Consider the following 14,263-nt stretch of genomic DNA (forward strand, 5'->3'; position numbering starts at 1 on the left):
TATGGTTTTTGATACATCGAAAGTCATTAAATCAGGGATAGTACTTACCTTACTAACGGTGTTTGGTTTTGTCTGGTGGAGTACGAGTGTAGAGCTTAGCTCCGCATCTATCGCAAAAGGTGTCGTGGTAGTAGAGAGCAAACGTAAACCTGTACAACATCTGGAAGGTGGATACGTAAAACAGATTTTTGTGCGTGAGGGTCAGCATGTGGAAGTCGGTGAAGTTCTAGTAGAGTTATCGAACTCGAGGGCAGAAGCAGATTTTCAGCGCTTAGATCTCAAGCTTATGTCGTTAGAGTTTCAAAAACGCCGATTAAAAGCACTGCTCGAAGAGCGCAGTGTTGTTGATTGGAGTATGGGAGATAGGACTGAACTAGCCACTAACACCATTGAACGTACGCAGATATTGAGCAATATCGTGAGTAACGAGCAAGTCCAGTTTCAACAGGCTCTTTTGAAATCAGAGCTCTCACAAGGGCAGTACTTACAGCGTAAAGCCTTATTAGATGAGCAAGTACGAGGAGGGCAGTTTCAAAAGCGAGCAGTGGAACGACAACTCTCCTTAGTTAAACAAGAAATTGATATGACCAAGGGGCTGGTGGATAAAGGTTATGTCTCAAAGACTCGAATGTTGGAACTACAAAGAGCATTGGCAAGAATTGACGCAGAGCTTGCAGAGGTGAATGCCGATATTGAGGTTGGACTCAGGCAGCTAAACGCTTTAGAGCAAACCCATAAAGCGCAGCGCCTAGAACAACAGCAAAGCTATGCTGCTGAGCTAGCCTCGACTCAAAAAGAAGCGCGCGACGTCAAAGAAGCCTTGAAAGCGGCGTCGGATGTGCGCGAACGGGTAACAATACGCAGTGAACATCAAGGAACGGTTGTTGGTGTTAATATTGCTGGAGTAGGTGCAGTGGTGAATCCTGGTGATATCTTAATGCAAATCGTCCCTGACAGTGATGAGTTGATTATTGAAGCTTTGGTACCTCCACAAGATATTGATGTGGTGCGAGTCGGTCTTGAAGCCAAAGTCAGATTAAGCGCTTATAACATTCGAAAGACACCGCCTGTGGATGGTGAGGTGACTTATGTCGCAGCAGACCGTTTGGGTGATGATGCTGATGACAATGTCGTTGGCTACAAAGTACAAGTGAGGTTAAACGCCGAAGCGCTGCATCAGTTAGAAAACATCGAGCTATACCCTGGCATGCAAACTGAAGTATTTATTGTTTTGGAACAGCGAACACTTTGGGATTACCTAACAGCACCGCTAACGGTTAGCTATTATCGGGCGATGAGGGAAGTATAGATGGATTCAGACATGCTTTTTTGGCTAAGCTTTTATGGCGCGTTTTTTATTGCGAGTGGGGTAGTAGGAGCACTCAAAGGTCGACTAATTGCTGGGATTTTACTTGGTTATGTCTTAGGACCCATAGGGTTAGTTGTTATGCTACTTAGTAAAGATCAACGTATGATTCCTTGTCCGCATTGTGGTCAGAAAACCCACCATCACTCATACCACTGCCAGCACTGCAACGAAAAAGTATACGGTTATCTCCATTCTTAAAACCAATATCTTATCTCTAAATTTACTCCAGCTTTACTCTTAAATAGTGGCATAAAAAAAGCCCTTCTTTCGAAGGGCAAACAGTCAGGAACTCACAAGGAAAAAGGTTAAGCAATATCTGTTGGGACGTTGATATTGTCTTGGTCTAGGTCGCTCCAAATCGTGACCTCTTTACCGTCTGAGCTTTCAAGCTTGTAGCCGTATAGGTTAGATGTATCAAGATTTTGTGCTTCGTAGGCATCTTTCAAACCTTGATCCATGTCTGTTGTCGTACCTTTTAGCTCCCAACCCCAACCTGTGAGGTCGATGGAGTTGGCGCCAGTACACACGAATTGTCCACTCGCCTCTCCAGCGGTGTCGTTAACTACTATTTTGTCTAATGCAATGGATATGTCAGTATCGGAAGAGTTGACTCTTACCCCTTCTATTTCTTGGAATGCAGTTTTAGACATATCTATAGTTTGGTTGTCACCATCGCTGCCCACGACAAGGACATCAAACCCTTCGCCCCCGCTAAAATATACGGTGTTCGCATCACCAGAGGTCATTTCTTCACTATCAAATGTCAAAGTATCGTCACCGCTTCCTGCAAACAGTTGATCAAGACCCGACCCTCCATCTAGAGAGTCATTGCCCTCTTGACCAAAGACAAGATCATCACCGCTACCGCCGCGTAAGGTGTCGTTACCCACACCGCCATCTACATAGTCACTACCACCTCCGCCATCGAGCGTATCGTTCCCCTCCTTACCGGAGAGATTGTCGTTACCGCTACCGCCGAAGAGTTTGTCATCGCCCAACTCACCAAACATTTGGTCGTCACCGGATTGACCATAGAGAGTATCATTACCATCTTGCCCAAATAGGGTATCGTTTCCTGACCCGCCTTCTAAACGGTCATTGCCTTCGCCACCGTAGAGTAGGTCGACACCACTATCACCCTTGAGCTTGTCGTTACCAATACCACCAATTAGTTGGTCATCGCCATCACCACCAAACAACTGATCATTACCGGAACCGCCGTCGAGTTGGTCGTTGTCGCCGTAGCCGTAGAGTTTGTCATCCCCTTCGTTACCTTCTAAGACGTCATGGCCAGAGCCGGCATTGAGCGTGTCGTTGCCGTCGCCTCCATACAGTTTGTCATGACCTGCACCTGCAATGAGCGAGTCGTTGTCGCTTCCCCCATACAAGGTATCGTCACCTGCACCGGAACTAATCGTGTCATTTCCTTCATCACCGTAAAGGGTATTATTACCTGCCGAAGCGGCGATAGTATCGTTGCCTAATCCACCGCGAACCGTGTCATGTCCCCCTCCGGAAGTAAGCGCGTCATTACCTTCGCCCCCATCCAAAGTATCATTACCATCCGCTGAAGTGATAGTGTCGTCACCTGCGTTACCGGATAGCACATTACTACCAGACTCAGCGCTGATATTGTCATTACCAACACCACCAGAAACCGTATCGTTACCGGCGCCCGTTTTGATGAAATCATCACCGTCACCGCCTAAAATGGTGTCGTTTCCCGTGCCGCCCATTAGAATGTCGTCACCGCTACCACCATCAATCAGGTTATTTCCTGACTCACCAAATAGTTGGTCGGTACCATCGCCCCCAAGCAGGGTATCGTCGCCGCTTCCTGCGTAAATAAAGTCGTTTCCAGCATCACCACTTAAGGTGTCATCGCCTGCGCCACCAAGAAGTACGTCTGTTGCTTCCCCGCCGGATAGTTCATCATTACCATCCCCGCCATCCAGCGTATCTTCACCAGCGTCTCCTGATAGAACATCTGCGCCACCTCCACCTCCACCGGAGAGAGTATCGTTACCAAGCCCGCCAACAGCATGGTCACTTCCAGAACCGCCGAATAACGTATCGTTGCCTTCACCAAGGTCGACAGTATTGTTACCCGCTTCGCCATAAACCGTGTCATCCCCAGTACCAGCAGTGACAGTGTCCGCACCGTCTCCCGCGAATAGGGTATCGTTGCCGCCGCCGCCAGTAATGGTGTCGTTGTCGGCTCCTCCGTAAAGTGTGTCCGCGGCATCACTACCAATCAGCGTATCATCACCCGTGCCACCGTAGATATTGTGTGAGCCAGTCGCTGCCGCTGTGAGGGTATCGTTACCAGCTTCACCTAATAATGTGTCTTGTCCATCATCGGTCATGACATCATCGCCTGCGCCACCAGCGAGGAAATCATAGCCGTCACCACCCACTAACTCATCGTTACCGTCGCCACCAAAAATAGCGTCGTTTCCGTCTTGACCGTAGAGCTTGTCATCACCGTCACCACCATCAATGTGGTCATCACCTAAGCCTGCGTGCACAACATCATTGCCTCGGTCGGCATAAATAGCGTCATTACCTTCGCCTGCATCAACGGTATCAGCCCCAGTACCTCCGTAAACTGCATCATCTCCTGTACCAGTACTGATGGTGTTGCTACCCGCTTCGCCAAACACGGTATCATTACCTTCACCCGTGACCACGTTATCGGCACCTGAGCCGGCAAATATGGTGTCATCACCTTTGCCAGAAAATAGTTGGTCGTCGTCTGAACCACCAGCGAGTAGATCGTTTTCGTCAGAACCTGTTAGTACATCATTGCCAGAACCACCAAAGAGTTCACTGGCATTGTTGCCCGCAGTTAAGGTGTCATTGCCTGCCTCACCAAAAAGTTTGTTGGCCCCTTGTTGCCCCAAAACAACATCGTCGCCACCGCCTGCAAAAATAGAGTCGTTTCCTAGTCCTGCATTGATGGTGTCATTGCCGCCGCCCGCAAAAACTTCATCGTGTCCGTCACCCGCATCAATATCGTCGTCCCCTGACCCCGCGTAAACTTTGTCGTCACCAATCCCAGCCTTAACGGTATTGTTACCGTCGCCAGCATAGATGACATCGTCTCCAAGCCCAGAAATGACGTTATCTGCGCCATCATCCGCATAGATAGTATCGTCGCCATTTCCTGAATCTATTTGATTGAGTCCGGAGCCGGCAAAAATGGTATCGTTATCGGCACCCGAAGAAATGACATCGTCACCAGATTCGGTGTAAATAGTGTCGGCCCCCGTTCCTGTATCAATGACATTACTACCGCTTTGTCCAAATACAATGTCATCGCCTGAGCCTGTGTTGATGACGTCATTGCCTTCACCTGCATATACTTGATCGTTGCCTGCGCCTGTAGCGATAACATCGGCTCCTTCATTCGAATGCACTATGTCGTCACCATCGCCTGCGTCTATTGTGTCACTGCCTTCGCCACCATAGAGCTCATCGTTACCAAGACCTCCGACAAGCACATCATTACCTGAATCACCGATAAGCACGTCATTGCCGTCACCGCCGGAGAGCGTATCGTTACCAAATTCGCCAACAAGAACGTCATTTCCAGCGTCACCTTGCATTACGTCATCGCCATCGCCGCCGAGCAAGAGATCATTGTCGTCGCCTCCGGAAATAGTGTCATTACCAGCACCACCGATAACAAAATCTGCACCTGAACCACCAAGAATATTATCGTTACCTTCTTCGCCTTGTAACTCGTCCGCGCCTTCGCCACCCTCTAGGATATCATCACCTTTGCCACCAAAGATTTTGTCATCACCTGCATCACCGTATAGGGTGTCGGTGCCGTCGTCCCCAATGATAATATCTGCACCGTCGCCGCCGTGAATAGTGTCGTCACCAAGTTCACCTAACAGCGTATCGTCACCTTCATCTCCATGTAACGTATCGTTTCCGTCGCTGCCAAGTAGGGTGTCATTTCCGGTGCCGCCGGATAAATAGTCGTTTCCGTTACCACCAACTAAAACGTCATTGCCTTCTTCGCCGAACAAACGGTCGTCATTGATATCACCATCTAAGAAATCGTCACCCGTTCCACCATAAATGGTGTCGTTACCTTGTTGCCCCTTGAGAATGTCGTCTCCGGCGCCACCATAAATTTGGTCGTTAAAGATGTTGTGAACGGCGATATTGACGCTCTCAAGATCGTCATCAATGGGAGTACCATCAACGCTTTCTAACGAAAAAAAGACAGGTGTATCAGCAGACACTTGAGATTCAGTAAACTCAAAATCGATGACGACATCACCGTTTTCGTCAACAATGGCTTCTTGAGAGTGGATGACGACACCTTGGTCATCTTTGATTGTGACTATGACCGTCTCGTAGGTGCCACTTACATTGAAGTTTGCAGTGAGGTTGCCCGTTTGCTCTATGATGTAATTGCCTAGACGTACACCATGTACAATGGTTTCTTCTGATGAATTCGACTCTGAACCAGAATAGCTATAGACGGTTGTCGTGGTTCCCCAACTATCATCGCCACTGCTACTATCTGAAGTTTCACTGTTTGACGAGGAATCGTATTCCACATCACCTAGCACCGTGTCCGCACCTTCACCGGCTTGAATATGATCAGAACCTTCGCCACCCGCCACGAAATCATTACCTTGTTTAGCATGAATTTCATCATTACCGGACTTAGCATTTAGATTGTCGGCTTGGTCAGTACCTGTAATCAGGTCGTCGTTTTTTGTTCCGTCCATGGGATATCTCTCTAGCCAATTTCGTTGATGCGTTAACATATGAATTAGGAGGTTTTGAACTGTTTTCCACAAAACCGTCGCAATCGGAGTAGAGCAGAATATGTGCCAATTTGCTCATGGCTATAACAATCTGAAAACTAGAATAAAAATTCTTAGAAGATGTTCTGTGTCATTTTGATATTTACGTGGAAGCCAATATGAGACGCAATTTGCACGAAAAAGTTAAGAGACTCAAAATGCAAATGAATATGCAATGGTGATGGAGCCATCTAGGAAACGGCCAGTGCCTTCAGCCGCGTTACTAGGGTTCCAACGGTTACCGGAGTAGTTGTTATATTGCAAAGTAATTGTTCCTGGCCGCCAATCGAAATACCCGAACCCATAGGTATAATCGGGATTCCAGGGTTGTTGTTGGGACTTATCAAAGTAATAGAATGCGGTGGCGTTAACGTACCAGTTCCCGAAAATAGCGTACTTACACCCTAGAGACGCGGCCCGATGATGAGCCTTGTAGCTGGAGGACGCAAGGTCGAAGTAAGAGGGTGTCCAATTGTAGTCGACTTGACACCCAATGCTCCCCTCTTTGGAAACTCGAGTCCACTCTAGTAGCTTTCCGGTAATTGGAAACTTCCATCCAAGCGATACTGTACCCTCGTCAAAATTGGTTCTTGAGCCGCCTGGTTCAGGTGAAAAACGATTCCCACCGTAATTGGAATACAAAAGACTAAAAGTGTATGGACGCCAATCGCTGTAACCAAAAACATAGGTAAAGTCTGGGTTCCACGTTTGTTGCTGATCTTTATCGAAATAGTAATAAAGAGTGCCAGAGGCAAACCAGTTGCCGATTAATACATATTTCAACGATAAATTTGCTGTGTAATTGACATTGGAAGGGCCATTTGTTACGCCGGAAGGCAAATTGGCATCTTGGGTTTGAATTAATGGCAAGTTAAGTGAAAAGTTACCACTTAGCCCCGATAACCCTTCTCGGTCTTTTAGTTCACCAAATGGCAGTTCGAAGGAGCTTTCTACGCCTCGCCAAATTAAGCCTAATTCATTGTCTTTATCTTTATTATTGATGGAATTGTCACTATTGGTCAGGTTTGGGGATATAGGCGCAGGCGCATGCTCGCGTGTATTTGATAGATATTCATCACCAAAACACAACGAGGAAAATGTGATGGTTGATAAGCCAATAATGACGTATTTCTTCATTTATTATTGCGTCCTTGCAAGCCGTAGTCCTAACTTCAGATATACAACCTTGCTCTAAGGTAAAGAAAAGCAAAATATTTTTTTGTTTTTTCGTTCTCAGTTTCTATTCTAGTAAATAATGCTTCATAAGTGAGACGGAATCTCGTAAATGACACAAAAAGAGTTCAAAGACGCAGCAGAATCTAAAGAGGTTTTATTGGTGGAAGACAATAAAACCACGCAGATTCTAATGAGCTCACTTCTTAAGAAGAAGGGGTATAGTGTCACTGTAGCCAGTCATGGTTATGAAGCCTTAGAAATATTGCAGAAAAGCGAACATATTCAATTCGTATTGAGTGATTGGGTTATGCCTAAAATGGATGGGGTTCAATTGTGCCAAGCTCTAAAATCGACAGATTACAATCGCTATATATTCTTCGTTTTATTATCTGCTAAAGATGATAATGACTCGATTGTCAGCGGAATTAATGCTGGTGCTGATGATTTTGTTGCCAAAAATACGGCTATAGACGAACTAGATGCGCGTATTCGAGCTGGCTTTAGAAATTTAAACCTTCATAACGAATTACTCAAAAAGAATCAGGCGCTTGATAATGCGTATGCCACCATCCGACAAGACTTAGACGCCGCAGGCGATTTTATTCGTCAATTACTACCAACGAAAGTTGAATTCAACAACGTGTTGATGAATTACACATCAATTCCGAGTGCGCAGATTGGTGGTGATATTTTGGGTTATTTCGAACTCGACGAGCAGCATATTGGTTTCTATTTATTAGACGTGTCGGGACATGGGGTATCTTCTGCATTGTTGTCCTTCTCCGTTCAACAAACGCTGTCTATCGCAAGTGGTCCAAACTCAGTGGTTTATAAGGAATCGTCCTCAGGAAAAGTAATTCGCCGAACTGATGAGGTAGTGGCGAAACTAAATGACATATATAGCCAAGATGATTCAAACCCCCTTTATTTTACTATGGTATATGCCGTATTGAACCAGGCAACTGGGCAGCTCGATTATTGCATTGCTGGTCATCCACCAATTGTGTGGTATCAGCATGAAACGCAGTCTACGGAATTTCTTGGAGAGGATAACTTTGTTGTCGGTATGTTTGATTTTGCAGACTACAAGCAAAAGTCGGTGACGCTTGGTCCTAGCGATGAGGTTTGGATTTATACCGATGGCATCACTGAAGCTAGATTTGAAGGTGAGTTTTACACCGAAGAAAGGTTAAAAGAAAGGATACAACACAATGCTGCTACAGACTTTGAAAACAAACCGAATGCCATTGTGTCAGAGGTGAGAGAGTGGCAAAAGAGTGACGTTTTTGATGATGATATCAGTATGTTAGTTTGTAAATGGGCACCAAACCAATAGGAAAATTACTATGAATTACGAAGTGTCGAACAACGACCTATTTACGGTTGTGGAAGTACAAGAATCGCGTTTTGACGCAAAGTTGGCTCCAACGTTTAGACAATCTATGGAAGATATTCAGGGCGATATTAAACCTAACTTGTTGCTTGATCTATCGAACGTAAATTTCATGGATAGCAGTGGATTAGGAGCTGTAATGGCAGTTTATAAGCTTCTTCGAGATAGGCAAATAGCTATTGTTGGCGCCAAGCAGCCTGTCAGAGATCTACTGAAGTTAACCCGAATGGATAGGCTAGTAAAAACCTATGACACAGTCGAGGATGCAATGACAGCGTCGGTTTAAGTATTAGTTCTAATGATTAGGCTAGGGGACAGGCAATGAAAGGAATGATATTGGCAGCGGGTAAGGGAACTCGAGTAAGACCCATTACTCAACAGATACCTAAACCTATGATTCCGATACTGGGCAAACCCGTAATGGAATCAATGATTGAGTTATTCGCTCAACACAATATTACTAAGATTGTCATTAATACGAGTCACTTAGCTGAGGTGATAGAAGACTATTTCGGCGATGGTCACCATTTCGATGTTCAGCTTTCTTATTCTTGTGAGGGAGAGCTTAAGGACGGCAAGTTTGAAAGCAAAGCCCTAGGTTCGGCTGGGGGGATGAAACGCATTCAAGAGTTTTCAGGATTCTTTGATGAGACGTTTGTCGTGGTGTGTGGTGATGCGTGGATTGACCTTGATTTGAAAGAGGCGGTTCGCAAGCATAAAAAATGCGGAGGTATTGCGACCATTATAACCAAACGAGTGCTTGAAGAAGAAGTCGAAAAATATGGTGTTGTGGTAACGGGCGATAAAGGTTTGGTGCAAAGTTTTCAGGAAAAGCCCGCTCGTGAAGATGCGCTGTCGAATCTTGCCAATACAGGTATTTACATCTTTGAACCCGCTATTTTCGACTATATTCCTAGCGATCAAGAGTTTGATATCGGTAGTGAGTTATTTCCTAAACTCGTAGAGCAACATGTACCGTTTTACGCTGTTGAAATGAACTTTCAGTGGTTGGATGTCGGTAACATCAAGGATATTTGGGGTGTTACCGAGGACGTATTGAGCGGAAAAGTTCCAGGTTATAGAGTACCGGGCACGCAAGTGAAAGCGGGTATTTGGCTCGGGATTAACACTCAAGTCGATCTTGAAAAATGCAATATTATTCCGCCAGTAGTGATTGGTAGTGGATGCCAAATTAAAGAGGGTGCGACCATCACTGGTCCAGCTTTGATTGGCGCAAACTGTCAAGTGGACGCCAATGCGACAATAAAACATTCTCTGGTGTTTGATTATACGCGAATTCATACCAATGCTGTTGTCGAGGAACAGACTATCTTTGGTGATTTTGGCATAGGACATGACGGTGAGGTTGAGGATAAAACTCAGTGGACGAACCTGCGCCCACACCCAGCTTTGAATCGTTTAGCCGATGTGATTAATAAAATGTGATGGGAGAAAGCATGGTTGATAGCAATGTATTTACTCACACTTACGAAAGCTCACTTATTACATCAAGAAACGTTGCCGATGACTTGAAGGCATTTTGGTCTCAACAAGCGGTCAAAAACAGTGTTATTGATGAACTAGAGCTGTGCGTGGTTGAGTTGGTAAATAATGCTTTTGAGCATGCTTATAAAGAGCGTGAGGGTGAGGTCATAGAAATTGTAAGTACGTTGACAGACTCGACGATCACCGTTGATATCACCAATTTCGGAGAAGGAATGTCTCAAGATGATTTTGCGTCTGCGCTTGAGGCCGATTTTATTGAACCGGACGCGGACGATCCCGACACGTGGGTAACGTCAGGCAGAGGCTTTATTATTCTTGCGGCTTTAGTTGATAAAGTCGAACTAACATTCGATGACAACCGCAATACGTTCCATTTAATTAAGTCATATGACGCAGTGGTATAGGTGGCTGGGATGTGGTGTTGGATTGCAAAGTTAAGTATTGGAATACTATTGGTAGGCTGTACGTCTACCGAACTAGCTCACACTGATGCCACCCAGTCATTGGATGGCTATTGGGATTTCAAAAAGCTCAGTTCCGAAAATGCAGAGCAAACGAGCATCGCAGTTCCATCAAATTGGTACAGTTCAGGCGTAGAGTATTCAGGTAGTGCTTTGTACCAGACCAACTTCGATGTCAGTAATTATGACTCATCGAAGCGTTACTGGCTCAAGTTTGATGCTGTCGATTATCAAGCAAGAGTTGCACTCAACAATACTCCTTTCAAGCCTCATAGCGGATATTTCGCCCCCTTTGATTACGAAGTCACAAATGTTATCAAATCTAACGACAATCAACTCTCTGTGGTGGTAACGAGCGAAAATGACCAGAAAGTAGAAGATTGGTCTCTCAACAAAAAAGAGATTAAAGGCGTTCTAAATCACCATGACACTCGACCTGGAGGAGCTTGGTCCGATAGAGGACAAGAAGCCAATTCTGGAGGAATATGGGGAAGTGTAGCTCTTGAGAGAACAGGTCCAATAGCGATAAAAGCACTTAAATTTGTCCCTGAGATAAGTCGTGATGGAGAAACGACAGGGCAACTTAAACTGACTTTGAATAGCAGTATTACCGCTGACGCAATCATTGTTATCGCACTGCAACGTCATAACACCGATCGACCTGAAGCGACGATTGAGCGCTACGAATTTACTCGTTCGGTGAATAAAGGAAAATCGGACATCCTTTGGAGCATTCCTAGTATGAAGAGGGATCTGTGGTGGCCATATGATTGGGGAACGCCAACTTTATACGACCTCAATGTTGAAGTATTCGAAGGTGAAAGAATTTTGTCTCATCAACGCTCTGAAAAAATAGGCTTTCGACATTTTGAATATTCAAAGGACAACCAACATTTCTACGTAAACTTCCAACCGTATTTTATTCGTGGGACTAATTACATTGGTAGTCAGTGGCTAGGTGAAATGGGGAATGAAGAATATGAACGTGATTTGATGTTGATGCGAGAAGCCAACATCAATAGTGTTCGAGTACATGCTCATGTTGCAGGTAAGCGTTTTTATGATAAAGCAGATGAGCTCGGTCTAATTGTTTGGCAAGACTTCCCATTGCAATGGGGTTATGAGGACTCAATTGGTTTGGTCGCTGAAGCGGAATCTCAGGCCAGAGATATGACCGATATGCTATACAACCACCCTTCTATCGCATTTTGGAGCGCTCACAATGAACCGCCGTGGGATGCGACGTGGATGAAATATAAGTACCCAAGTTATCAACCTGACCATAATTTGGAACTTACTAAAGCCGTTTATCAGGCGTTAAAGGCAACGGGTGACCATCGTATTGCTAGAGAAGCGTCTTACACCCATGAGCATCCATGGTTTGGCTGGTATTCGGGTCATTATAAGGACTACCATAAAATCGCAGGCCCGCCAATCATCAGTGAATTTGGGGCACAGTCTTTCCCTGATGTTGATGTCGTGGAAATAATATTGAATGGGGAGTCTAATTGGCCACTCAATAAAGCACAGCTTAAGAAGCTCTCGTATCATAATTATCAGCATCATGAAACGCTCAATATTGCAGGGGTGGAAGTAGGGGGCTCTCTTAATGACTATATTGCTAATACACAGCAATATCAAAGGCAGGTGAATAAATACGCCGCTGAGCAACTTAGATTGAAAAAAAATAAAGGCATCGCTGCAATATATCAATTTATGTTTGTGGATAGTTGGCAATCCGTAACTTGGGCAATTCTTGATGCAGAACGAAATCCTAAACCTGCCTATTTTGCAGTTAAAGAGTCATTTCAGCCTATTTTAGCGATTGCCAGTGTAAATATTGACAAGTCGTCTAAGATTCTAAATATCAGTGTAATCAATGACTCAAGAAGCGAATTTTCAAAAGCAACCGTGTCGCTCGAATGTTTCGATAATAACAATGAACTCAATTTGTGTTGGGAACAAAACGACGTAATCATCGCTTCAAATTCGATTTCTGACATTGCTTCAGTTCCGCTAAATATGGTGGGTTCAGAGTTTGTGATTGATATTAAGTCAATGGATGGAGAAGTGATATCCAGTAATCACTATTCCAAAGGAGATTACTAATGTGCAGAGCGTTAAATGATAGGTGGTTTTAAATCGACACATTAGTGTTAATAAGTAGGAAATTTCATTTTCTATAGGGAAGCTAGGCAAATGGACAACTATTTTCAAAAGTATGAACATTGAGTGCCGCCGGAACCTGTACCTCACAGTATACCGAGAGAGTTGCTGTATCAATATTTAGCGACGTGTAATTTAACGTTAGGTGTTTGGTACCTGTGGTGGCGTTGGACTTACGCTCTGAACATGGATGCATTGTGGTTTTCACTTCCATTGGCTTTTGCAGAATCTTGTGCATTTATTGGCTCTATATTGTTTACGTTTAACTTATGGAAAACTAAAGATGAACCTAAGAAAGAGCCACCATCAAATATCAATCAATGTGTTAAAGACTCCGCCGAGGACAGGCCGTTAGCGGTCGATGTCTTTTTCCCGAGCTATGACGAAGAGCCTGACCTCGTCAGACTGAGTATTGAAGACGCCCAACGAATTACTTATCCCCATGACATCGAGATGAAAATTTTCATTCTTGATGATGGCAAGCGGGAGTCGATGAAGGCACTTGCAGAGGAGATGAATGTTGGATACATCACTCGCGAGGGAAATGTGGGGTTCAAAGCCGGTAACCTGAGAAATGCCATGGAACAGACTTATGGTGATTTCGTGGTTATCTGTGATGCTGACACTAGGCCACTACCTACGATTCTAGAGAATACGCTAGGTTATTTCCGAGACCCAAATGTGGCTTGGGTACAGACACCACAATGGTTCTTTGATTTACCAGAAGGAGTTCGTCTTCCGGTCTGGCTGGAGCGTAAATTTGGTAAAGCTGCCGCCGCTCTTGGCAAAGGAGTCGAAAAGTTTTACGGGCCAGTGACCTTTGGCCATGATCCTTTTGTCAATGATCCGCAAATGTTCTATGACGTTATTCAACGTCGTCGCAACTGGGTAAACGCGTCATTTTGTTGTGGTGCAGGCTCGATTCATAGACGCGAGGCGGTAATGGAAGCAGCGCTAAGAGCATACGCTGAACAGATCACCAAAGAGCAGCAAGATGTTGAAAAGCAGATACGAAAACTGACTAAGGAAAAAGAGGTTGATCAGTCGATTTCAGACAACCTTAGAAATGAGATTTTGTTTGATACGGAATTTACACCATACAAATTCCACGTATCAGAGGATTTGTACACTTCGATTGTTCTTCATTCAGATACAGAACGAAACTGGCGTTCGGTAATGCATCCGAGAGTAGAAAGTAAAATGCTGTCACCGCAAGACTTGCAAACTTGGACGGTTCAGCGCTTTAAGTACTCTGGTGGTTCCGGCGTTTTTCAAGGTAGTTGTCATCATTTGCTTGCTTATTAAGCAGCTTCTCTTTCTGGATTTAGGTGGACTTCGCCAACAGGCTCACAGTTCCTGA

The 14,263-nt window shown here is 44.9% G+C and carries 10 protein-coding genes; 8 read left to right on the forward strand and 2 right to left on the reverse strand.

Going from position 1 to position 14,263, the window contains the following annotated elements; translation table 11 throughout:
- Position 1 precedes the first annotated feature (1 nt).
- Both L2W36_RS25140 and L2W36_RS25145 read left to right on the forward strand, forming a co-directional pair.
- Entirely contained in the window at positions 2-1,309 is a 1,308-nt protein-coding gene (locus tag L2W36_RS25140; protein ID WP_006070666.1) for an HlyD family type I secretion periplasmic adaptor subunit, read from the forward strand.
- Positions 1,310-1,567 (forward strand): membrane protein, encoded by a 258-nt coding sequence (locus L2W36_RS25145; RefSeq protein ID WP_006070667.1) that lies wholly within the window; start codon positions 1,310-1,312, stop codon positions 1,565-1,567.
- A gap of 107 nt (positions 1,568-1,674) precedes the next feature.
- Here L2W36_RS25145 and L2W36_RS25150 read toward each other — a convergent pair whose 3' ends face one another.
- Positions 1,675-6,123, reverse strand: coding sequence for a beta strand repeat-containing protein (locus tag L2W36_RS25150; RefSeq protein WP_236111878.1), 4,449 nt, complete (start codon positions 6,121-6,123; stop codon positions 1,675-1,677).
- 231 nt (positions 6,124-6,354) lie between these two features.
- Positions 6,355-7,338, reverse strand: coding sequence for a hypothetical protein (locus L2W36_RS25155; RefSeq protein ID WP_236111879.1), 984 nt, complete (start codon positions 7,336-7,338; stop codon positions 6,355-6,357).
- Between the two features lie 148 nt (positions 7,339-7,486).
- On the opposite strand from L2W36_RS25155, the gene L2W36_RS25160 reads away from it, so the two are divergent.
- The 6 genes from L2W36_RS25160 (at position 7,487) to L2W36_RS25185 (ending at position 14,208) form a co-directional block, all read left to right on the forward strand.
- On the forward strand, positions 7,487-8,713 hold the full coding sequence (locus tag L2W36_RS25160) for a PP2C family protein-serine/threonine phosphatase (protein WP_236111880.1): 1,227 nt from the start codon (positions 7,487-7,489) through the stop codon (positions 8,711-8,713).
- 10 nt (positions 8,714-8,723) lie between these two features.
- Positions 8,724-9,056 (forward strand): STAS domain-containing protein, encoded by a 333-nt coding sequence (locus L2W36_RS25165; protein ID WP_006070671.1) that lies wholly within the window; start codon positions 8,724-8,726, stop codon positions 9,054-9,056.
- A gap of 35 nt (positions 9,057-9,091) precedes the next feature.
- Complete coding sequence (locus L2W36_RS25170; RefSeq protein WP_006070672.1) at positions 9,092-10,216, forward strand: sugar phosphate nucleotidyltransferase; 1,125 nt, start codon at positions 9,092-9,094, stop codon at positions 10,214-10,216.
- An 11-nt stretch (positions 10,217-10,227) separates the two neighbouring features.
- A complete protein-coding gene (locus L2W36_RS25175; protein ID WP_031496075.1) occupies positions 10,228-10,680 on the forward strand; it encodes an ATP-binding protein in 453 nt (150 codons plus the stop codon).
- 9 nt (positions 10,681-10,689) lie between these two features.
- A complete protein-coding gene (locus tag L2W36_RS25180) occupies positions 10,690-12,846 on the forward strand; it encodes a glycoside hydrolase family 2 protein (protein WP_236111881.1) in 2,157 nt (718 codons plus the stop codon).
- A gap of 123 nt (positions 12,847-12,969) precedes the next feature.
- Entirely contained in the window at positions 12,970-14,208 is a 1,239-nt protein-coding gene (locus L2W36_RS25185) for a glycosyltransferase family 2 protein (RefSeq protein WP_236111882.1), read from the forward strand.
- Positions 14,209-14,263: the final 55 nt, after the last annotated feature.

Source organism: Vibrio sp. McD22-P3 (assembly GCF_021568915.1).
GTDB lineage: Bacteria > Pseudomonadota > Gammaproteobacteria > Enterobacterales > Vibrionaceae > Vibrio > Vibrio mediterranei.

Excerpts from the sequence above, each read along its gene's own strand:
- L2W36_RS25145 (WP_006070667.1), top strand. The coding sequence starts at position 1,310 with ATGGATTCAGACATGCTTTTTTGGCTAAGCTTTTATGGCGCGTTTTTT.
- L2W36_RS25170 (WP_006070672.1), top strand. The coding sequence starts at position 9,092 with ATGAAAGGAATGATATTGGCAGCGGGTAAGGGAACTCGAGTAAGACCC.
- L2W36_RS25180 (WP_236111881.1), top strand. The coding sequence starts at position 10,690 with ATGTGGTGTTGGATTGCAAAGTTAAGTATTGGAATACTATTGGTAGGC.
- L2W36_RS25155 (WP_236111879.1), bottom strand. The coding sequence starts at position 7,338 with ATGAAGAAATACGTCATTATTGGCTTATCAACCATCACATTTTCCTCG.
- L2W36_RS25150 (WP_236111878.1), bottom strand. The coding sequence starts at position 6,123 with ATGGACGGAACAAAAAACGACGACCTGATTACAGGTACTGACCAAGCC.
- L2W36_RS25165 (WP_006070671.1), top strand. The coding sequence starts at position 8,724 with ATGAATTACGAAGTGTCGAACAACGACCTATTTACGGTTGTGGAAGTA.
- L2W36_RS25175 (WP_031496075.1), top strand. The coding sequence starts at position 10,228 with ATGGTTGATAGCAATGTATTTACTCACACTTACGAAAGCTCACTTATT.
- L2W36_RS25140 (WP_006070666.1), top strand. The coding sequence starts at position 2 with ATGGTTTTTGATACATCGAAAGTCATTAAATCAGGGATAGTACTTACC.
- L2W36_RS25160 (WP_236111880.1), top strand. The coding sequence starts at position 7,487 with ATGACACAAAAAGAGTTCAAAGACGCAGCAGAATCTAAAGAGGTTTTA.